The sequence below is a fragment of the Pseudomonas sp. B26(2017) genome (genome assembly GCF_002113045.1).
Taxonomy (GTDB): domain Bacteria; phylum Pseudomonadota; class Gammaproteobacteria; order Pseudomonadales; family Pseudomonadaceae; genus Aquipseudomonas.
The window spans coordinates 160,108-180,639 of sequence record NZ_NEJJ01000015.1 but is presented as its reverse complement, the minus strand read 5'-3'; the positions used below and the strand labels follow the sequence as shown (position 1 = coordinate 180,639).

Sequence of the window (20,532 nt, the reverse complement as noted above, 5' to 3'; positions counted from 1 at the left end):
GAATTTTTGCGAGCGTCTGGAGGGAGTGCTGCTGGAGTTTGATGTAACTTTTCAGGGCGCAGAAACGAAAAGTGCACACATAAATGGCACCGATGGTGACATTCGTGTGTACACATTTTTCAAGGCGGGTAGAGAACACTGTGGGAGCTGATTGGCTCCCTCAGTCGCATCATCGGGGCTGGGAATTTACCCCTTGCTGATGATATTCCCGGCATGCAACCCGCATTCCTTCTGGGTCGCTTCTTCCCACCACCAGCGACCCTCTCGCTCGTGCTGGTTCGGCAGGACAGGGCGGGTGCACGGTTCGCAGCCGATGCTGATGAAACCGCGCTCATGCAGACTGTTGTACGGCAGCTCCAGCATGCGGATGTAGCCCCAGATTTCCTCACTGGTCATCTGTGCAAGCGGGTTGAATTTGTACAAGGTGCGCTCCGGGGTGGAGAACGCTGTATCGATTTCCATCACCGCAACAGCGCTGCGGGTCCCGGGGCTCTGGTCGCGGCGCTGGCCGGTGGCCCAGGCTTTGACGCCGGACAGTTTGCGGCGCAGCGGCTCGATCTTGCGGATCCCGCAGCATTCGCCATGGCCGTCCTTGTAGAAACTGAACAGGCCTTTTTCCTTCACGAACGGTTCAAGTTTCGTGTAGTCCGGCGAGATCAGTTCGATGTCGATCTTGTAGTGCTCGCGCACCTGATCGATGAAGCGGTAGGTCTCCGGATGCAGGCGGCCGGTGTCGAGACTGAACACCTTGACGTTCTTGTTCAGCTTCCAGGCCATGTCCACCAGCACCACATCCTCGGCGCCGCTGAAAGATATCCACAGGTCATCGCCGAACTCGGCGAACGCGAGTTTGAGGATGTCCTGCGCGGATTTGTTGGCATAGGTCGTGGCGAGTTCCACGACGTCGAACGTTGGGCTCATCAGGGCGGCTTCCTACAGGTCGGTGGCGCTGGGCGCTCTATATGGCGGCGATGGTAACAAAAAGCAACGTCCGCCGGGGTAGCCTCTGCGTTGCGCGCTCCAGGTCGAGCCGCTAGAGTTCGGGCTCGCTCGACTCAATAAACATTACAAACGGGAGTGTCTTGTGGAAATCGCCTGTCTTGATCTTGAAGGGGTGCTGGTGCCGGAAATCTGGATCGCCTTCGCCGAAAAAACCGGAATCGAATCGCTCAAGGCCACCACCCGGGACATTCCCGACTACGACGTGCTGATGAAGCAGCGCCTGCGCATCCTCGACGAGCATGGCCTGAAACTTTCGGACATTCAGGAAGTGATCGCCACCCTCAAGCCACTGGACGGCGCTGCGGAGTTCGTCAACTGGCTGCGCGAGCGGTTTCAGGTGGTGATTCTGTCGGACACCTTCTATGAGTTTTCCCAGCCGCTGATGCGTCAGCTGGGCTTTCCGACCTTGCTCTGTCACCGACTGATTACCGATGACACCGGGCGGGTGACGAGCTACCAGTTGCGTCAGAAAGATCCGAAGCGTCAGTCGGTTCTGGCCTTCAAGAGCCTGTATTACCGTGTAATTGCGGCGGGGGATTCCTATAACGACACCAGCATGCTGGGCGAAGCGGATGCGGGGATTCTGTTCCATGCGCCGGATAACGTGATTCGCGAGTTTCCGCAGTTTCCGGCGGTGCATACGTTTGCCGAGTTGAAGCAGGAATTCCTCAAGGCTTCGAACCGCGACCTGACTTTGTAGCAACCACATGATCGTTCCCACGCTCTGCGTGGGAATGCCTCAATGGACGCTCTGCGTCCGCTTTGGGACGCAGAGCGTCCCGGGCTGCATTCCCACGCAGAGCGTGGGAACGATCAACAGAGCGTCAGAGGTTCTGCAGGGTTTCGAGCAGCACTCTGACCTTGGTGATCGACTCCTGATACTCCGCCTGCCAGTCCGAATCGGCGACGATCCCGCCGCCGCCCCAGCAGCACACCTGTCCATCCTTTACCAGCAGACTGCGAATGGCGATGGAGCTGTCCATCTCGCCGCGCACGTCCAGGTACAGCAACGAACCGCAATACAAACCGCGTCGGGTCGGCTCCAGTTCGTCGATGATCTGCATCGCACGGATCTTCGGTGCGCCGGTGATCGAGCCGCCGGGGAAGCTGCCGGCGATCAGGTCAAGAGCGTCGCGATCTTCCGCCAGCTCACCGGTCACGCTGCTGACCAGGTGATGCACGTTCGGATAACTTTCCAGGCTGAACAACTCCGGCACCCGCACCGAGCCGATGCGGCAAGTGCGGCCCAGGTCGTTGCGCAGCAGGTCGACGATCATCAGGTTTTCCGCGCGATCCTTCGGGCTGGCCAGCAGTTCGGCAGCGTTCGCCGCGTCTTCGGCCGGGGTCGCGCCACGGGGGCGGGTGCCCTTGATCGGGCGGGTTTCCACCTGACGCTGGCTGACTTTAACGAAGCGCTCGGGCGACAGGCTCAACACCGCATTGCCGTCGGGCAGGCTCTGAAATCCTGAAAACGGTGTCGGGCAGGCTTCGCGCAATTTGCAGTAGGCCAGCCATGGATCGCCCTGGCACGGTGCGCGGAAACGTTGAGCGAAGTTGACCTGATAGCAGTCGCCGGCCTGGATGTAATGCTGGATGCGCTCGAATGCCTGACGGTATTCATCGGCCGAAAGATCGGCTGCCATCGGGTTGTTGAGCTTGAACGGGGTCAGAGCGGTGCTTGCCGGTTGGCTGAATACATCGATCAGCCGCTGTTTCTCGCTGGCGCTGACAGAGGGGTGAAACACCAATTGGCTGGTGGCCGATTGGTGATCGCTGATCAAGGCCCAGTCGTACAGACCAAAACGTGCATCGGGCAGTTGCAGGTCATCCCGGGCCTGGCTCGGCAGGTTTTCCAGATGCCGACCGAAGTCGTAGCTCAGGTAACCGATCAGGCCGCCAGCGAAGGGCAATTCGTACCCGTCGGGCAATTGCGCTTCGCCCAATCGGGTCAGATTGTCCCGCAGACGTTGCAGGAAATGGTCGCCGCGCTCGTCCGGCAAAACCGCCAACTGTTCCAGCGGCCAGGCACTGAGCAGGTCATAACGGCCACGGTCGGCACTCGGCCGGCCACTGTCGAGCAGCACGGCGCCGGGCGCGTGGCGGACGGCCGCGAAATAGTCGGCGGGGTTGGCGCGGTAGGGCAGCGGGTGTACGGAACAGGTCAACATGGGCGGGGCAGATCGGCCATCGAGGCGGGGTGGGGATTGTAGTCCCCTCCGGGAATGGCTCCTAGAGGGGATGTCGTGGATTGGCAGATTGGCGGCAGGTATCGCGCTCGATCGCTTGATCGTTCCCACGCTCTGCGTGGGAATGCATCCCGTGACGCTCCGCGTCACAGTGGACGCGGAGCGTCCATGGCGGCGTTACCACGCGGAGCGTGGGAACGATCATGAACGATGTCAGCCTTCGACCGCCGGAACATGTCCAAACAACTCCTGAGCAAACGCCACGCGCTCTTCAACCGACTCCGTCACCCCGCGCGCCTTGAGCTCTTCCAGATGCGCTTCCACCGCATGGGTGCGTAACGTCAGGCCGCAATCATTGGCAATCTGAATGTTCAGCCCCGGCCGCGCATTCAGCTCCAGAATCAGCGGGCCTTTTTCCTGATCCAGCACCATGTCCACGCCGATGTAACCCAGGCCACACAGCTCATAGCAACCGGCCGCGAGCTTCATGAAACCGTCCCAGTAGGGCAGTTGCACGCTGTCCACCGCGTTGGTGGTGTCCGGGTGTTTGGTGATGATGTTGTTCAGCCACGTACCGCGCAGGGTCAGGCCGGTAGCCAGGTCGACGCCGACGCCGATGGCGCCCTGGTGCAGGTTGGCCTTGCCGCCGGATTGACGGGTCGGCAGGCGCAGCATCGCCATCACCGGGTAACCCATCAGCACGATGATGCGGATGTCCGGCACGCCTTCGTAGCTGATGCTTTTGAAGATCTGGTCCGGGGTCACCCGATATTCGATCAGCGCCCGATCGCGATGGCCGCCCAGCGAATACAAACCGGTGAGGATGCTGGAGATATGATGCTCCAGCTCTTCATGGGCAATGATCTTGCCCGACACCGTGCGATAGCGGCCCTCGAAACGGTCGGCGACCACGATGATGCCGTCACCGCCGGCGCCCTGGGCCGGCTTGATCACGAAGTCGTTGCGCCCGCCGATGATCTCGCCGAGCTTGTCGATTTCCTTCTCCGTGGAAATCACGCCATACAGTTCCGGCACGTGAATGCCGGCCTTGATTGCGCGTTCCTTGGTGATGATCTTGTCATCGACGATCGGGTACAGGCTGCGCTTGTTGTACTTGAGCACGTAGTCGGCGTTACGCCGATTGATGCCCATGATGCCCCGGGCTTCCAGGGCCTTCCAGGTCTTCCAGAAACCGAACATCAGCCGTCAGCCTTCTTCAGGAATGCCTTGAAACGCACCAGCTCGGTCAGGCGATAACCGCGGTAGCGACCCATGGCCAGCATGAAGCCCACCAGAATCAGCAGGATCGCCGGGAAGGTGAATACGAAGTACACCAGTTCCGGAACAGTCATGATCAGGTGCGCCAGGGACGCCGCGAACAGCGTGCCGATCGCCACTTTCATGGCATGGCTGGCGCCGCGTTCTTCCCAGGTGATCGACAGGCGCTCGATGGTCATGGTCAGAATCACCATCGGGAACAGCGCTACCGACAGACCGCGCTCAAGTCCGAGCTTGTGACTGAACAGGCTGATCGCCGCAATCAGCACCACCACGAAGGTCAGCACCACCGACAGGCGCGGCAGCATTTGCAGCTTCAAATGTTCCAGATACGAACGCAGTGACAAACCAAGCGCGGTGATCACGGTAAACAGCAGGATGCCGAAGCCCAACTGCGTCTCGCGGAAGGCCAGGGCGATCAGCACCGGCGTGAACGTGCCGAGGGTCTGCAGGCCGATCAGGTTGCGCAGGATCAGGATCACCAGCACGCCGATCGGGATCATCACCATGATCATGAAGGTCTGCTGGGTTTGCAGCGGCAGGCCGTACAGCGAGTATTCAAGGAAGTTGGCGTCGGTGTTTTCGTCGGTCAGCTTGGCCAGACGAATCGCGTTCATCTCGCTGTTGTTCAGGCTGAAGGTCACGTTGGCTTTCTTGCCGCCGTCGACGGTGATCAGGTTTTCATCACCGCTCCACCACAGCAGCCGGTCAGTGGGCAGGCCTTGCTCGCCGGTTTCCGGGTTGAAGTACAGCCAGTCGGTGCCGTTGAAGCTGCGCAGCCACAGTTCAGGGGTTTGCGGTTGATCGGCGACGAGGCGGATGGTGTGGACTTTTTCCACCGGCACGTGGGCGATGGACAGCAGCAGTTCGACGATTTTGGCTTTGTGCGGCGTCGACGGATCGCCGGCCAGCAGCAGTTTCACGTTGTCGTCGTTGACGTTGTTGACGCGTTTGATCGCTTCGCCAATGAAGGTCTCGACGTCGGCCGAGTGTTGACGGATCGGGGCGAGCAGGGCTTCGGCGGCGATCTTTTCCGGGCCTTCGATGGCCATGCTGTCGCGGAACGTCGGGCCCTTGATCTTGGTTTTTTCAGCGGTGTAACGCTTGGTCAGCACCAGACGGTAATAAAGGGTCTGGTTGCCCTTGGCCCGGCGTGCCGACCACGTGACCTTGCGGTTGCCGTCGACCCGGTTGACCGCCACGCCGTAATTGTTGGAGATAAAGCTTTCATTGAGGCTGACGTAATCGCGGCTCAGGGGCGGCACGAACATCTGGATCTTCACCGGATCCTTGGTGCTGGCGACGAACTCGACCTTGGCGTCGATGTTCCACAAGTCGTCGGTGGCGTCTTCGGTCACCGGAATGCCGAGCACGAAAATCTGATAGGCCGTAACCGAAACGCCCAGCAACACCAGGATGGTGATCAAGACTTTCAGGTGGAAGGTTAGAGAACGCATGGAAATTACTCGGCGGTATGAGCGGCGATGGTGCAGGCGGGTTTGCCGGCAGCGTATTTAAGACTGGGATCGACCAGCGCATCGAAGCATTTCAGCGCCTCGGAGCCAATCAAAAGCGGGTATTGGAACGCACTACGGTCGGTCAGGTTCACTTCGATGCTGCGCATTGCCGAACCCATGCAGATGTCCAGCTCGATCACCGGGCGGGCGGTGTACTTCTTGCCTTCTTCCGGGTCGTAGTCGCCGGCGCGGCGCTTGATCTTGCTGACCCGGGCCAGCGGCCGTTCGATCGGGTGCGAATGCGCGGCGTCGATGGCCAGGTAGAAACGTACCCAGGACTCGCCGTTGCGCTTGAAGCGTTTAATGTCGCGGGCGCTCAGGGAGGCGGTTTTCGCCCCGGTGTCGAGTTTCGCCGCCACTTCCAGGTTGATCCCGTCGAGGGCAGCGTATTCGTTGAGGCCGTACACGGTCTTTTCCCCCGCCGCAGCAAGGCCGGGCAGGCAAAACAATGCAAAGAATGTGGGGAAGGGCTTGAGTCTCATAAATCCTGGCGAGCAGCGTTCCGTTTCTCGGTTCAGGGCCATGGCATCAGGTAATCCTGTCTGCCCATGCGCCTTCGTGTGCCTATCAGCTTTTTATGACAAGCCGTGCAAATGACTCGCAAATGCGGGCGGCATTCTAGCACGGTGGTTTTATGGCGCCAGCGCCGGGACCGGTCTATAACCCTTGGGGTTGATTTGAAGGCTTGTTAGACGATTGTCGACAATCTCGATTTATCCTTTGACTGATGCGGGTTGATTCGCTAGTTTTTGCCGCATTGGATTTTAAGGTGTCGACAATATGCTGGATCAACTCGATCCCCCGGTGATTAATGGCGACGACTCCGAGACGCTCTCGGAAAACGTCTTCCGGCGCATTCAGGCGGCCATCGTCAAAGGTGAGATCGCTCCGGGCAGCAAGATCTCCGAGCCGGAAATGGCGCGCACCTATGGCATCAGCCGTGGGCCGCTGCGCGAAGCGATCCATCGTCTGGAAGGCCAGCGTCTGCTGGTGCGCGTACCGCACGTCGGTGCGCGGGTGGTGTCGCTCAGCCATGCCGAATTGCTCGAACTCTACGAAATCCGCGAATCCCTCGAAGGCATGGCCTGCCGTCTGGCGGCCGAACGCATGAGCGTCGAAGAAATCGACGAACTGCGCCGGGTGCTGGAAACCCATGAGCGCGACGCGGCGTTTCAGGCCGGCGTCGGTTACTACCAGCAGGAAGGCGACTTCGACTTCCACTACCGGATCATCCAGGGCAGCGGCAACCGCACCCTCACGCAAATGCTCTGCGGCGAGCTCTACCAGCTGGTGCGCATGTACCGCATCCAGTTTTCCACCACGCCCAACCGCCCGCGCCAGGCCTTTGCCGAACACCACCGGATTCTCGATGCCATCGCCGACCGTGACGGCGAGCTCGCGGAATTGTTGATGCGCCGTCACATCGGCGCCTCGAAACGCAACATCGCCCGTCACTACCAGGACGGCGCCGACAATAAGACAGCCACTGAACGAGGTGAGTCATGAGTTCCAACAAGAGCACCCCAGGCCAGCGTTTCCGCGATGCGGTCGCCAGCGAACATCCGCTGCAAGTGGTCGGGGCGATCAACGCCAACCACGCGCTGCTGGCCAAGCGCGCCGGTTTCAAGGCGATTTACCTGTCGGGTGGCGGGGTGGCTGCCGGCTCCCTCGGCGTACCGGACCTGGGCATCACCGGCCTGGATGACGTACTGACCGACGTGCGCCGCATCACCGATGTCTGCGACCTGCCGCTGCTGGTAGACGTGGACACCGGTTTCGGCGCCTCGGCGTTCAACGTGGCCCGCACCGTGAAGTCGATGATCAAGTTCGGCGCGGCGGCGATTCACATCGAAGACCAGGTCGGCGCCAAGCGCTGCGGCCACCGCCCCAATAAAGAGATCGTGACCCAGCAGGAAATGGTCGACCGCATCAAGGCCGCCGTCGATGCCCGCACCGACGACAGCTTCGTGATCATGGCCCGCACCGACGCGTTGGCCGTTGAAGGTCTGGAATCGGCACTGGATCGCGCTGCCGCGTGCATCGAGGCCGGCGCCGACATGATCTTCCCGGAAGCCATCACTGAACTGGAGATGTACAAGCTGTTCGCCAGCCGCGTGAAAGCGCCGATCCTGGCCAACATCACCGAATTCGGCTCGACGCCGCTGTACACCACCGAGCAGCTTGCGGGAGCAGATGTGTCGCTGGTGCTGTACCCGCTGTCGGCGTTCCGCGCGATGAACAAGGCTGCGGAAAACGTCTACACCGCGATCCGCCGCGACGGCACTCAGCAGAATGTCATCGACACCATGCAGACTCGCATGGAGCTTTACGATCGCATCGATTACCACACCTTCGAGCAGAAGCTCGACGCGTTGTTTGCGGCGAAGAAGTAAGCCGCAACCGTACTCCCTAATAAATTCAAGATTGGAGACAACAATGGCTGAAGCAAAAGTACTCAGTGGCGCCGGGCTCCGGGGCCAGGTTGCCGGGCAAACCGCACTGTCCACCGTGGGCCAGGCCGGTGCCGGGCTGACCTATCGCGGCTATGACGTGCGCGAACTGGCGGCAGACGCACAATTTGAAGAAGTGGCGTACCTGCTGCTCTACGGAGAGCTGCCGACCCAGGCACAACTCGCCGACTATCAAGGCAAACTGAGCAAGCTGCGCGACCTGCCGCAAGCGCTGAAAGAAGTGCTGGAACGCATCCCCGCCGACGCCCACCCGATGGACGTGATGCGTACCGGTTGCTCGTTCCTGGGCAACATCGAGCCGGAGAAAGACTTCTCCGAGCAACGCGACAAGACCGACCGCCTGCTGGCCGCGTTCCCGGCGATCATGTGCTACTGGTATCGCTTCAGCCACGACGGCAAACGCATCAATTGCGTGACGGACGAGCCGTCCATCGGCGGCCACTTCCTGCACCTGCTGCACGACAAGAAACCGAGCGAACTGCACGTCAAAGTGATGAACGTGTCGCTGATCCTCTACGCCGAGCACGAATTCAACGCCTCGACCTTCACCGCTCGGGTGTGTGCTTCGACCCTGTCCGATCTGTACTCGTGCGTCACGGCAGCCATCGGCTCGCTGCGCGGCCCGCTGCACGGCGGCGCCAACGAAGCGGCGATGGAAATGATCGAGCGCTTCTCGTCGCCGGAAGAGGCGATCAAAGGCACCCTCGGCATGCTCGAGCGCAAGGACAAGATCATGGGCTTCGGCCACGCGATCTATAAGGACAGCGATCCGCGCAACGAGGTGATCAAGGGCTGGTCGAAAAAACTCGCCGACGAAGTGGGCGACAAGGTGTTGTTCCCCGTTTCCGAAGCCATCGACAAGACCATGTGGGAGCAGAAGAAACTGTTCCCCAACGCCGACTTCTACCATGCCTCGGCGTACCACTTCATGGGCATCCCGACCAAGCTGTTCACCCCGATCTTCGTCTGCTCGCGCCTGACCGGCTGGGCGGCGCACGTGTTCGAACAGCGCGCCAACAACCGCATCATCCGTCCAAGCGCCGAGTATGTAGGCGTCGAACAGCGCAAGTTCGTGCCAATCGAACGTCGCTGAATGGTGGGCTGACCTGGAGCTTGAGAACACCGATACACCCTGTGGGAGCGAGCTTGCTCGCGATTGCGGTACATCAGTCGACATCAGTGTTGAATGTCAGTCCGCTTTCGCGAGCAAGCTCGCTCCCACAAGGGGCTGTGTGAATCTTGAGACCCGTGCCAGGCCCCACCTTTTTGTTATCACCGTGACCGAGTCCTGACCGATGAACACAGAATTTCGCAAGAACCTGCCCGGCACGCCGCTGGACTTTTTCGACGTCCGTGCGGCTGTCGATGCGATCCAGCCCGGCAGCTACGACACCCTGCCGTACACCTCCCGCGTGCTGGCGGAAAACCTCGTGCGTCGCTGCGACCCGGCCACGCTCACCGATTCCCTGAAACAACTGATCGAGCGCAAACGCGACCTCGACTTCCCGTGGTTCCCGGCTCGCGTGGTGTGCCACGACATTCTCGGCCAGACCGCGCTGGTGGATCTGGCCGGCCTGCGCGACGCGATTGCCCAGCAGGGCGGCGACCCGGCGCAGGTCAACCCGGTGGTGCCGACCCAACTGATCGTCGACCACTCGCTGGCGGTAGAGGCGGGCGGTTTTGACAAGCAGGCGTTCGAGAAAAACCGCGCCATCGAAGACCGTCGCAACGAAGACCGATTCCACTTCATCAACTGGACCAGGAAGGCGTTCAAAAACGTCGACGTGATCCCGCCGGGCAACGGCATCATGCACCAGATCAACCTGGAGAAAATGTCCCCGGTGATCCAGGTGCGCGACGGCGTGGCATTCCCGGATACCTGCGTCGGCACCGACAGCCACACCCCGCACGTCGATGCACTGGGCGTGATCGCCATCGGTGTCGGTGGGCTTGAAGCCGAGAGCGTGATGCTTGGCCGCGCGTCGTGGATGCGCCTGCCGGAAAGCGTCGGCGTCGAACTGACCGGCAAGCTGCAACCGGGTATCACCGCCACCGACATGGTACTGGCGCTGACCGAGTACCTGCGCAAACAGAAAGTGGTCGGCGCATGGCTGGAGTTCTTCGGTGAAGGTGCTAGCGCGTTGACCCTAGGCGATCGCGCCACGATCTCCAACATGGCTCCGGAATACGGCGCTACGGCGGCGATGTTCTACATTGACCAGCAGACCATCGATTACCTGAAACTCACCGGCCGTGAAGACCAGCAAGTGCAACTGGTCGAGCAGTACGCCAAACAGATCGGTCTGTGGGCCGACAGCCTGAAAGGTGCGCAGTACGAGCGCGGCCTGACCTTCGATCTGTCTTCTGTGGTGCGCAACATGGCCGGCCCGAGCAATCCGCACGCCCGTGTGGCGGTGTCGGATCTGGCGGCCAAAGGTATCGCCGGCCAGTGGGAAGACGTGCCGGGGCAAATGCCCGACGGCGCAGTGATCATCGCTGCCATCACCAGTTGCACCAACACCAGCAACCCGCGCAACGTGATTGCCGCCGGCCTGCTGGCGCGCAATGCCAACAAGCTCGGGCTGACCCGCAAGCCGTGGGTCAAGTCGTCGCTGGCCCCGGGTTCGAAAACCGTGGCGCTGTACCTCGATGAAGCGGGGCTGACCACGGAGCTGGAGCAGCTCGGTTTCGGCGTCGTCGCGTTTGCCTGCACAACCTGCAACGGCATGTCCGGGGCACTGGATCCGGTGATTCAACAAGAAATCATCGACCGCGATCTGTACGCCACCGCTGTGCTGTCCGGCAACCGCAACTTCGACGGGCGGATTCACCCGTACGCCAAGCAGGCGTTCCTCGCTTCGCCGCCGCTGGTGGTGGCCTACGCGATTGCCGGGACCATCCGTTTCGACATCGAAAAAGACGTGCTCGGCGTGGTCGACGGCAAGGAAATCCGCCTGAAAGACATCTGGCCGAGCGACGAAGAAATCGACGCGGTGGTGAAATCTTCGGTCAAGCCTGAGCAGTTCCGTCAGGTCTACATTCCGATGTTCGCCGTCCATGAAGACACCGGCCCGAAAGTCACGCCGCTGTACGACTGGCGCGAAATGAGTACCTACATCCGCCGCCCGCCTTACTGGGAAGGTGCGCTGGCCGGGGCGCGGCCGCTCAAGGGCATGCGCCCGCTGGCGGTGCTGCCGGACAACATCACCACCGATCACCTGTCGCCGTCGAACGCGATCATGCTTGACAGCGCCGCCGGTGAGTACCTGGCGAAAATGGGCCTGCCGGAAGAGGACTTCAACTCCTACGCGACCCACCGTGGCGACCACTTGACCGCGCAGCGTGCGACCTTCGCCAACCCGAAACTGTTCAACGAAATGGTCGTGGAAAACGGCAAGGTCAAGCAGGGTTCGCTGGCGCGCGTTGAGCCGGAAGGCAAAGTGATGCGCATGTGGGAAGCCATCGAAACCTACATGGAGCGCAAGCAGCCGCTGATCATCATCGCCGGCGCCGACTACGGCCAAGGTTCATCCCGCGACTGGGCGGCCAAAGGCGTGCGTCTGGCGGGTGTGGAAGCGATTGTCGCCGAAGGTTTCGAGCGCATTCACCGCACCAACCTGGTGGGCATGGGCGTGTTGCCGCTGGAATTCAAACCGGGCACCGACCGCAAGATCCTGGGCATCGACGGCAGCGAAACCTACGACGTGATCGGCGAGCGCACCCCTCGCGCCGACCTGACGCTGGTGATCCATCGCAAGAACGGCGAACGCGTCGAAGTGCCGGTGACCTGCCGCCTCGACACCGCCGAAGAAGTGTCGATCTACGAGGCCGGCGGCGTGTTGCAGCGCTTCGCTCAGGACTTCCTCGAAGAGTCGGCGGTTGCCGTTTAAATCAGTTAGTGCGAGCGCGGGTCGGTAGACCCGCGTTTGCGGATAAGGAGCACCATGGCTCACGCAGCTAAGTTCGCACCGCAGATCAAAATCCCCGCCACCTACATGCGCGGCGGTACCAGCAAAGGCGTGTTTTTCAGCCTCACCGACCTGCCTGAAGCGGCGCAGATTCCCGGCCCGACCCGCGATGCCCTGTTGTTGCGGGTAATCGGCAGCCCCGACCCCTACGACAAACAGATCGACGGCATGGGCGGCGCCACTTCCAGCACCAGCAAAACCGTGATCCTGTCGAAAAGCATCAAGGCCGATCACGACGTCGATTACCTGTTCGGTCAGGTGTCCATCGACAAGCCGTTCGTGGACTGGAGCGGCAACTGCGGCAACCTGTCGGCAGCGGTCGGTTCGTTCGCCATCAGCAATGGCCTGGTGGACGCCAGCCGCATTCCGCACAACGGCGTGGCGGTGGTTCGCGTGTGGCAGGCCAATATCAGCAAAACCATCATTGCCCACGTGCCGATCACCAATGGCGAAGTCCAGGAAACCGGTGATTTCGAACTCGACGGCGTGACCTTTCCGGCGGCCGAAGTCCAGGTCGAATTCCTCGACCCGGCGGCGGAAGAAGAGGGCGGCGGTGGCTCGATGTTCCCCACCGGCAACCTGATCGATGAGCTGGAAGTGCCGGGCGTCGGCACGTTCAAGGCGACGATGATCAACGCGGGTATCCCGACGATCTTCGTCAACGCTGAAGATATTGGTTACACCGGGACCGAATTGCAGAGCGCGATCAACAGCGACCCGAAAGCGTTGCAGATGTTCGAAACCATTCGCGCTTACGGTGCTTTGCGCATGGGGCTGATTTCCAATCTGGATGAAGCGGCCAAGCGTCAGCACACGCCTAAGGTGGCTTTCGTGGCCAAGCCTGCGGATTACGTGGCGTCCAGTGGCAAGACGATTGGCGCCGGTGATGTGGATTTGCTGGTGCGGGCGTTGTCGATGGGCAAGCTGCACCACGCGATGATGGGCACGGCGGCGGTGGCGATTGGTACCGCAGCGGCCATTTCCGGCACCTTGGTAAACCTCGCGGCGGGCGGTATTGAGCGGAATGCGGTGCGGTTCGGGCATCCGTCCGGAACGTTGCGCGTCGGGGCTGAGGCCAGTCTGGAAAACGGTGAATGGATCGTGAAGAAAGCGATCATGAGCCGTAGTGCGCGCGTCCTGATGGAAGGTTACGTCCGCGTGCCTGGGGATTCGTTCTGACGAACATTCGCTGAGAGCGAGCCTGATCGCTCTCAGCGCTTTGCGCATTTCAATAACAAGAAAAATTAGCCCTGAACCGAGGTCCCATCAACGAACCACTTTGAAGAGTGAATCGAACATGAGCGCCAACGTCGACCTGAACAACCGTCCCGACTACGACCGTGTCCTGCAGGACATCGCCGATTACGTCCTCACCTGTAAAATCGAATCCGCCGAAGCCCTCGACACCGCCCGCAACTGCCTGATGGACACCCTGGGCTGCGGCCTGCTGGCCCTGCGTTTCCCTGAATGCACCAAACACCTTGGCCCCATCGTCGAGGGCACCGTCGTGCCGTTCGGCGCCCGAGTGCCTGGCACGTCCTACCGCCTCGACCCGGTGAAAGCCGCGTGGGACATCGGCTGCATCGTTCGCTGGCTCGATTACAACGACACCTGGCTCGCCGCTGAATGGGGTCATCCGTCGGACAATCTCGGCGGGATTCTTGCGGTGGCCGATCACCTGTCGCAAAAGCGTCTGGCCAATGGCGAGGCGCCGCTGACGGTGCGCGATGTGCTTGAAGCGATGATCATGGCCCACGAGATTCAGGGCGTGATTGCCCTGGAAAACTCCTTCAACCGCGTAGGACTCGATCACGTCATTCTGGTGAAAGTCGCCTCGACTGCCGTGACCGCCAAACTGATGGGCGCCAACCGTGAGCAGCTGTTATCCGCGTTGTCCCATGCGTTCGCCGATGGTCAGGCATTGCGTACTTACCGCCATGCGCCGAACGCCGGCTCGCGAAAATCCTGGGCGGCAGGGGATGCATCGAGCCGGGGCGTGCGGCTGGCGGATATCGCGATGCGTGGAGAAATGGGGATTCCCGGCGTCTTGACTGCCAGACAATGGGGCTTTTACGACGTTCTGTTCAGCCACACCAACAACGATCTGGCGCTCAAGCCCGAAGACAAACGCGCCTTCAGCTTCTCGCGGCCGTTCGGCAGTTACGTGATGGAAAACGTTTTGTTCAAGATCAGTTTCCCCGCCGAATTCCACGCGCAAACCGCCTGCGAAGCCGCCGTGGCCCTGCACCCGCAAGTGCGCAATCGTCTGCATGAAATCGACCGGATCGTCATCACCACCCACGAATCGGCGATCCGCATCATTTCCAAGGTCGGGCCGTTGGCCAACGCCGCCGACCGTGATCACTGTCTCCAGTACATGACCGCTGTGCCGCTGGCGTTCGGCAATCTGGTGGCCGAGCACTACGAGGATGATTTCCACAAGGCCCATCCGGTCATCGACGTGCTGCGCGAGAAAATGGTCATCGTCGAGGATCCGCGTTTCACCCGCGAATACCTCGAAGCCGACAAACGCTCGATTGCCAATGCGGTGCAGGTGTTTTTCAAGGACGGTTCGAGCACGGAAAACGTGGTGGTGGAATACCCGATCGGGCATCGCCGGCGCCGCGCCGAGGGTATCCCATTGCTGGAGGACAAGTTCAGAGCAAATCTGGCCACCCGGTTCACCGGGCAGCGCAGCGGGGAGATTGTGGCGCTGTGCAAGGATCAGGCGCGGCTTGAAGCCACGCCGGTGAACCGGTTTGTCGATTTGTTTGTTATCTGAGGGACTGCGTGATCGTTCTTCGCGGGCAAGCCACGCTCCCGCAGGGTTGTTGTGAATGCAAGATCTGCGTACACCACAAAACCCTGTGGGAGCTGGCTTGCCAGCAATGGCGGCTGCAAGGGCGCTACAAATCTATTTGAAACGCCGCTCCACGCCTTTCTCCACAAGGATCTTCGCGGAGATTTCTTCAACGGAGAAATGCGTGGAGTTGATGTGCGGAATGTTCTCGCGGCGGAACAGGTTTTCCACCTCGCGGACTTCGAACTCGCACTGGGCGTAGCTCGAATAACGGCTGTTGGGCTTGCGTTCGTTGCGGATCGCGGTGAGGCGGTCCGGGTCGATGGTCAGGCCGAACAGCTTGTGCTGGTGGGCGCGCAGGGCGGCCGGCAGTTGCAGGCGTTCCATGTCGTCTTCGGTCAGCGGGTAGTTGGCCGCGCGGATGCCGAACTGCATCGCCATGTACAGGCACGTCGGCGTCTTACCACAACGCGACACGCCCACTAGTATCAGATCGGCCTTGTCGTAATAGTGCGTACGGGCGCCATCGTCGTTGTCGAGGGCGAAGTTCACCGCTTCGATCCGCTCCATGTAGTTGGAGTTGTGGCCGATGGAGTGGGATTTGCCGACGGTGTAGGAAGAATGCTCGGTCAATTCCTGCTCGAGCGGGGCGAGGAACGTCGAGAAGATGTCGATCATGAAACCATTGGAGGTTGCGAGAATCTCACGGATGTCCTGATTGACGATGGTGTCGAAGATGATCGGCCGGAAACCGTCGGTTTCAGCGGCTTTGTTGATTTGTTGTACCATGGCCCGCGCTTTTTCAACGCTGTCGATGTACGGCCGCGTGAATTTGCTGAAGGTAATGTTTTCGAACTGCGCCAGAAGGCTTTGACCCAGGGTTTCGGCGGTGATACCGGTGCCATCGGAGATAAAGAAAGCAGATCGTTTCATTTGCACCTTGGGCCTTAAGCTAATGAGCATTTCTGGATATGATAGGCGCGATTTGCCGGCCGCCATCGGCCCGCATTCTCACTTATTTTCCAGGTCCAGGCCATACAGCCGGCCAACGCTCCCCCGAGCCGCCGGTTTCTGAGCTTTTCCAACACAGTTAGTGGAGAGATCACCTTGGTAGAGTACGTAGTTTCCCTCGATAAGCTCGGCAAACACGATGTTGAGCATGTGGGGGGCAAGAACGCATCCCTGGGCGAGATGATCAGTAACCTGGCCGGTGCCGGTGTTTCGGTCCCCGGCGGCTTCGCCACCACGGCGCAAGCCTATCGCGACTTCCTGGAACTGAGCGGTCTGAACGATCAGATCCACAAGGCCCTCGATGCGCTGGACGTCGATGACGTCAATGCCCTGGCCAAGACCGGCGCCCAGATCCGCCAATGGATCATGGAGGCCGAATTCCCTGAAAAACTGAACACCGAGATCCGCACCGCGTTCGCCGCGCTGTCGGCCGGTAATCCTGATGTGGCCGTGGCCGTGCGTTCCTCCGCCACCGCCGAAGACTTGCCGGACGCTTCGTTCGCCGGTCAGCAGGAAACCTTCCTGAACATCCGTGGCGTTGACAACGTCATCCGCGCGGCCAAGGAAGTGTTCGCCTCCCTTTTCAACGACCGTGCCATTTCCTACCGCGTGCACCAGGGCTTCGACCACAAGCTGGTCGCCCTGTCGGCCGGCGTGCAGCGCATGGTGCGTTCGGAAACCGGCACCGCCGGCGTGATGTTCACCCTCGATACCGAATCCGGCTTCCGTGACGTAGTGTTTATCACCGGCGCCTACGGTCTGGGCGAAACCGTCGTACAAGGCGCGGTGAACCCGGACGAATTCTATGTCCACAAGGGCACGCTGGCTGCCGGTCGTCCGGCGATCCTGCGTCGCAACCTGGGCAGCAAAGCCATCAAGATGATCTACGGCGACGAGGCCAAGGCCGGTCGTTCCGTGAAAACCGTTGAAGTCGACAAGACCGATCGCGCACGTTTCTGCCTGACCGACGCTGAAGTCAGCGAGCTGGCCAAGCAGGCGATGATCATCGAGAAGCACTATGGCTGCCCGATGGACATCGAGTGGGCCAAGGACGGTGACGACGGCAAGCTCTACATCGTGCAGGCCCGTCCGGAAACCGTGAAAAGCCGCACCCAGGCCAACGTCATGGAACGTTACCTGCTGAAAGAAACCGGCACCGTATTGGTTGAAGGCCGTGCCATCGGTCAGCGCATCGGCGCGGGCAAGGTACGGATCATCAAGGACGTCTCCGAGATGGACAAGGTCCAGCCGGGCGACGTGCTGGTCTCCGACATGACCGACCCGGACTGGGAACCGGTCATGAAGCGCGCCAGCGCCATCGTGACCAACCGTGGCGGCCGTACCTGCCACGCGGCGATCATCGCCCGTGAGCTGGGTATTCCGGCAGTGGTCGGTTGCGGCAACGCCACCCAACTGCTGAAGGATGGCCAGGGCGTGACCGTGTCCTGCGCCGAAGGCGACACCGGTTACATCTTCGAAGGCGAACTGGGCTTCGACGTCAAGAAGAACTCCGTGGACGCCATGCCGGAGCTGCCGTTCAAGATCATGATGAACGTCGGCAACCCGGACCGCGCCTTCGACTTCGCGCAACTGCCGAACGCCGGTGTGGGCCTGGCCCGCCTGGAATTCATCATCAACCGCATGATCGGTGTCCACCCGAAAGCGCTGCTGAACTACGACGGCCTGCCGCAGGACATCAAGGAAAGCGTCGACAAACGCATCGCCGGTTACGACGATCCGGTCGGCTTCTACGTCGAAAAACTGGTTGAGGGCATCAGCACCCTGGCTGCTGCGTTCGCACCGAAGAAGGTCATCGTGCGTCTGTCGGACTTCAAGTCCAACGAATACGCCAACCTGATCGGCGGCAAACTGTACGAGCCGGAAGAAGAAAACCCGATGCTGGGCTTCCGTGGCGCTTCGCGTTACATCAGCGAATCGTTCCGTGACTGCTTCGAACTCGAGTGCCGTGCGCTGAAGCGCGTGCGCAACGAGATGGGCCTGACCAACGTCGAAATCATGGTGCCGTTCGTCCGTACCCTCGGCGAAGCCAGCCAGGTGGTGGATCTGCTCGCCGAAAACGGCCTGGCCCGTGGCGACAACGGTCTGCGCGTGATCATGATGTGCGAACTGCCATCCAACGCGATCCTGGCTGAAGAATTCCTCGAATTCTTCGACGGTTTCTCGATCGGCTCCAACGACCTGACTCAACTGACGCTGGGTCTGGACCGTGACTCCGGGATCATCGCGCACCTGTTCGACGAGCGTAATCCGGCGGTCAAGAAGCTGTTGGCCAACGCGATTGCCGCGTGCAACAAGGCCGGCAAGTACATCGGCATCTGCGGTCAGGGCCCTTCGGACCACCCGGACCTCGCCAAGTGGCTGATGGAGCAGGGCATCGAAAGCGTGTCGCTGAACCCGGACACCGTGCTGGAAACCTGGTTCTTCCTTGCCGAAGGCCAGGCGGCGGAATAAGCCGTGAATGAAGCCTCGGCCCGGTGAACCGGTTCGGGGCTTTAAGATTGAAGTAGGGCGAGCTCTCCGGATGCCGCCCTTTTTTGTGCAAGAGCATCATGCAAAGCAGCAGCAACCTATTTCCTGTCGCCCTGATCAGCGCCGAACGACGCGGTGATCTGAGCGAAGACGTTTACCGTTTGAAACCGGGCAACAGCCCTGACTGGTCCGTGGAAATCGCAGTGACCCGTCTCGGCATGGCCGATGAGCCGGCATCGCGCGGCGTGCCGGTGATCTTGCTGCACGGCAGTTTTTCCAACCGGCGCTTCTGGTTTTCGCCGAAGGGCCTGGGCCTGGGCGCGTATCTGACGCGTCTGGGATTCGATGTGTGGATCCCGGAAATGCGCGGTCACGGTTTGTCCCAGCGTAACGAGGACTACCGCCGCAACCGCGTCGCCGACTACGCCCGTTACGATCTGCCGGCGATTGCCGCGTTTGTGCGTGAGCAGAGCGGGCAGATTCCGCACTGGATCGGCCACTCGCTGGGGGGCATCACGTTGGCCGCCGCACTGGGCGGCGAATACCTGGGTGAGCCTGCGGTGGCGTCGGCGGCGTTTTTCGGCACCCAGGTCAGCCGCACGTACTGGCCGCTGAAGATTCCGCCGGTGGAATGGAGCGGGCGCTTCATTCTCAAGCGTTTTGCCCAATTGTCAGGCTCGCGGCTCAAGCGCGGCCCGGAAGACGAACCGATCGGTCTGGCGCTGGAAAGCATGCGCTGGTACGGCCTGTTCGGTCGTTTCGGCGACAAGGACAAGGATTGGTGGGCAGGCCTTGCCGATGTGCGGGTACCGGTGTTGGCGGTGAGCGCGGCAGGCGATCACCAGGATCCGGCCTGGGCGTGCCGCAAGCTGTTCGAGCAGATCGGTTCCGAGCACAAGCAGTTCATCAACCTGGGCCGTGAGCAGGGTTTCAATGATCAGTTCGGGCATGTCGAAATGCTGGTGAGCAAGGCGGCGCAGGCTGAAGTCTGGCCGCTGGTGGCGCGTTGGCTGGCGGATCAGCACACGTCGTTGCTCGGTGAGAAGCCGGATCTGGCGGCAGCGGTCTGAGTGCGGCGCCCTGAAAAGGGCATTTCGTTCGGGTCGGCTTGCGGCTAACATATGACGCGCTGGACGGTTCTGGTCATATTTAGTGACTGTTTCGCTATTCCGTTTCAGCTTGTGTTCAGGTTCGTTCAGTGACCATGACATGGGCTAAGGTAAACAGCGACCGCCGGAACTCGTCTCAGAAGTGTGCGACATCCTTGATCGTCTTCCTTGTTACAGGAGTTATTCGATGAACCATTACCTTACGCCTGACCTGTGCGACGCCTATCCGGAGCTGGTTCAGGTGCTGGACCCGATGTTCAGCAATTTCGGCGGCCGTGATTCGTTCGGCGGCGAGATCGTGACCATCAAGTGCTTCGAAGACAATTCGCTGGTCAAGGAGCAGGTCGAACTCAAGGGTAATGGCAAGGTGCTGGTGGTGGATGGTGGCGGTTCACTGCGCCGTGCATTGCTGGGCGACATGCTCGCCGAGAAAGCCTCGAAAAACGGGTGGGAAGGGCTGGTCATCTACGGCTGCATCCGTGACGTCGACGTCATCGCCCAGACCGATCTTGGCGTGCAGGCCCTGGCCAGTCACCCAATGAAAACGGACAAGCGCGGTATCGGCGACCTCAACGTGCCGGTGACGTTCGCGGGTGTCACTTTCCATCCCGGCCAGTACATCTATGCGGACAACAATGGCGTGATCATCTCGCCAAGTCCGCTGAAAATGCCTGAATAAATCGCGGTAACCATAGGGGTG

At 60.7% G+C, this 20,532-nt stretch carries 16 protein-coding genes; 10 read left to right on the top strand and 6 right to left on the bottom strand.

Annotated elements, in window-relative coordinates:
• Positions 1-186: 186 nt before the first annotated feature.
• Positions 187-921: a phosphoadenylyl-sulfate reductase gene (locus CAF79_RS21890; RefSeq protein WP_085700258.1), complete on the bottom strand. Its 735-nt coding sequence runs from the start codon at positions 919-921 to the stop codon at positions 187-189.
• A 163-nt stretch (positions 922-1,084) separates the two neighbouring features.
• Here CAF79_RS21890 and thrH point away from each other — a divergent pair, with 163 nt between their 5' ends.
• On the top strand, positions 1,085-1,702 hold the full coding sequence (thrH, locus tag CAF79_RS21885; RefSeq protein ID WP_085700257.1) for a bifunctional phosphoserine phosphatase/homoserine phosphotransferase ThrH: 618 nt from the start codon (positions 1,085-1,087) through the stop codon (positions 1,700-1,702).
• A gap of 124 nt (positions 1,703-1,826) precedes the next feature.
• On the opposite strand, the gene pabB is transcribed toward thrH, so the two are convergent.
• From pabB to CAF79_RS21865, 4 genes are all read right to left on the bottom strand, one after another.
• Complete coding sequence (gene pabB / locus CAF79_RS21880) at positions 1,827-3,170, bottom strand: aminodeoxychorismate synthase component I (RefSeq protein ID WP_085700256.1); 1,344 nt, start codon at positions 3,168-3,170, stop codon at positions 1,827-1,829.
• A 231-nt stretch (positions 3,171-3,401) separates the two neighbouring features.
• Positions 3,402-4,388 (bottom strand): alpha-L-glutamate ligase-like protein, encoded by a 987-nt coding sequence (locus CAF79_RS21875; protein WP_085700255.1) that lies wholly within the window; start codon positions 4,386-4,388, stop codon positions 3,402-3,404.
• On the bottom strand, positions 4,388-5,923 hold the full coding sequence (locus tag CAF79_RS21870; protein WP_085700254.1) for an inactive transglutaminase family protein: 1,536 nt from the start codon (positions 5,921-5,923) through the stop codon (positions 4,388-4,390). Before CAF79_RS21870 ends, CAF79_RS21875 begins: the two co-directional genes overlap by 1 nt.
• 5 nt (positions 5,924-5,928) lie before the next feature.
• A complete protein-coding gene (locus tag CAF79_RS21865; RefSeq protein ID WP_085700253.1) occupies positions 5,929-6,465 on the bottom strand; it encodes an ATP-dependent zinc protease in 537 nt (178 codons plus the stop codon).
• 301 nt (positions 6,466-6,766) lie between these two features.
• Here CAF79_RS21865 and CAF79_RS21860 point away from each other — a divergent pair, with 301 nt between their 5' ends.
• The 6 genes from CAF79_RS21860 (at position 6,767) to prpD (ending at position 15,204) form a co-directional block, all read left to right on the top strand.
• A complete protein-coding gene (locus tag CAF79_RS21860; RefSeq protein ID WP_170929768.1) occupies positions 6,767-7,489 on the top strand; it encodes a GntR family transcriptional regulator in 723 nt (240 codons plus the stop codon).
• On the top strand, positions 7,486-8,376 hold the full coding sequence (prpB, locus tag CAF79_RS21855; protein WP_007951973.1) for a methylisocitrate lyase: 891 nt from the start codon (positions 7,486-7,488) through the stop codon (positions 8,374-8,376). Before CAF79_RS21860 ends, prpB begins: the two co-directional genes overlap by 4 nt.
• 43 nt (positions 8,377-8,419) lie before the next feature.
• Complete coding sequence (gene prpC / locus CAF79_RS21850) at positions 8,420-9,547, top strand: 2-methylcitrate synthase (protein WP_085700251.1); 1,128 nt, start codon at positions 8,420-8,422, stop codon at positions 9,545-9,547.
• Between the two features lie 202 nt (positions 9,548-9,749).
• Positions 9,750-12,344 carry a Fe/S-dependent 2-methylisocitrate dehydratase AcnD gene (gene acnD, locus CAF79_RS21845; protein ID WP_085700250.1) on the top strand — a complete coding sequence of 865 codons (2,595 nt, stop codon included), beginning with the start codon at positions 9,750-9,752 and terminating at the stop codon, positions 12,342-12,344.
• A 54-nt stretch (positions 12,345-12,398) separates the two neighbouring features.
• Positions 12,399-13,601 carry a 2-methylaconitate cis-trans isomerase PrpF gene (gene prpF / locus CAF79_RS21840; RefSeq protein WP_085700249.1) on the top strand — a complete coding sequence of 401 codons (1,203 nt, stop codon included), beginning with the start codon at positions 12,399-12,401 and terminating at the stop codon, positions 13,599-13,601.
• Between the two features lie 118 nt (positions 13,602-13,719).
• Positions 13,720-15,204, top strand: coding sequence for a 2-methylcitrate dehydratase (prpD, locus tag CAF79_RS21835; RefSeq protein ID WP_085700248.1), 1,485 nt, complete (start codon positions 13,720-13,722; stop codon positions 15,202-15,204).
• 132 nt (positions 15,205-15,336) lie between these two features.
• Here the strand turns inward: prpD and CAF79_RS21830 are convergent, their stop codons facing one another.
• Positions 15,337-16,155, bottom strand: coding sequence for a pyruvate, water dikinase regulatory protein (locus CAF79_RS21830; RefSeq protein WP_011333245.1), 819 nt, complete (start codon positions 16,153-16,155; stop codon positions 15,337-15,339).
• Between the two features lie 174 nt (positions 16,156-16,329).
• On the opposite strand from CAF79_RS21830, the gene ppsA reads away from it, so the two are divergent.
• The 3 genes from ppsA to rraA all read left to right on the top strand — a co-directional run bounded on the left by ppsA (position 16,330) and on the right by rraA (position 20,511).
• Positions 16,330-18,705 (top strand): phosphoenolpyruvate synthase, encoded by a 2,376-nt coding sequence (gene ppsA, locus CAF79_RS21825; protein WP_085700247.1) that lies wholly within the window; start codon positions 16,330-16,332, stop codon positions 18,703-18,705.
• A gap of 98 nt (positions 18,706-18,803) precedes the next feature.
• Positions 18,804-19,793, top strand: coding sequence for an alpha/beta fold hydrolase (locus tag CAF79_RS21820; RefSeq protein WP_085700246.1), 990 nt, complete (start codon positions 18,804-18,806; stop codon positions 19,791-19,793).
• Between the two features lie 226 nt (positions 19,794-20,019).
• A complete protein-coding gene (gene rraA / locus CAF79_RS21815) occupies positions 20,020-20,511 on the top strand; it encodes a ribonuclease E activity regulator RraA (RefSeq protein ID WP_007951984.1) in 492 nt (163 codons plus the stop codon).
• The last annotated feature ends 21 nt before the right edge of the window (positions 20,512-20,532 follow it).

Excerpts from the sequence above, each read along its gene's own strand:
- CAF79_RS21890 (WP_085700258.1), bottom strand. The coding sequence starts at position 921 with ATGAGCCCAACGTTCGACGTCGTGGAACTCGCCACGACCTATGCCAAC.
- pabB (WP_085700256.1), bottom strand. The coding sequence starts at position 3,170 with ATGTTGACCTGTTCCGTACACCCGCTGCCCTACCGCGCCAACCCCGCC.
- CAF79_RS21875 (WP_085700255.1), bottom strand. The coding sequence starts at position 4,388 with ATGTTCGGTTTCTGGAAGACCTGGAAGGCCCTGGAAGCCCGGGGCATC.
- CAF79_RS21870 (WP_085700254.1), bottom strand. The coding sequence starts at position 5,923 with ATGCGTTCTCTAACCTTCCACCTGAAAGTCTTGATCACCATCCTGGTG.
- CAF79_RS21865 (WP_085700253.1), bottom strand. The coding sequence starts at position 6,465 with ATGAGACTCAAGCCCTTCCCCACATTCTTTGCATTGTTTTGCCTGCCC.
- prpB (WP_007951973.1), top strand. The coding sequence starts at position 7,486 with ATGAGTTCCAACAAGAGCACCCCAGGCCAGCGTTTCCGCGATGCGGTC.
- prpC (WP_085700251.1), top strand. The coding sequence starts at position 8,420 with ATGGCTGAAGCAAAAGTACTCAGTGGCGCCGGGCTCCGGGGCCAGGTT.
- acnD (WP_085700250.1), top strand. The coding sequence starts at position 9,750 with ATGAACACAGAATTTCGCAAGAACCTGCCCGGCACGCCGCTGGACTTT.
- prpF (WP_085700249.1), top strand. The coding sequence starts at position 12,399 with ATGGCTCACGCAGCTAAGTTCGCACCGCAGATCAAAATCCCCGCCACC.
- prpD (WP_085700248.1), top strand. The coding sequence starts at position 13,720 with ATGAGCGCCAACGTCGACCTGAACAACCGTCCCGACTACGACCGTGTC.
- CAF79_RS21830 (WP_011333245.1), bottom strand. The coding sequence starts at position 16,155 with ATGAAACGATCTGCTTTCTTTATCTCCGATGGCACCGGTATCACCGCC.
- CAF79_RS21820 (WP_085700246.1), top strand. The coding sequence starts at position 18,804 with ATGCAAAGCAGCAGCAACCTATTTCCTGTCGCCCTGATCAGCGCCGAA.
- rraA (WP_007951984.1), top strand. The coding sequence starts at position 20,020 with ATGAACCATTACCTTACGCCTGACCTGTGCGACGCCTATCCGGAGCTG.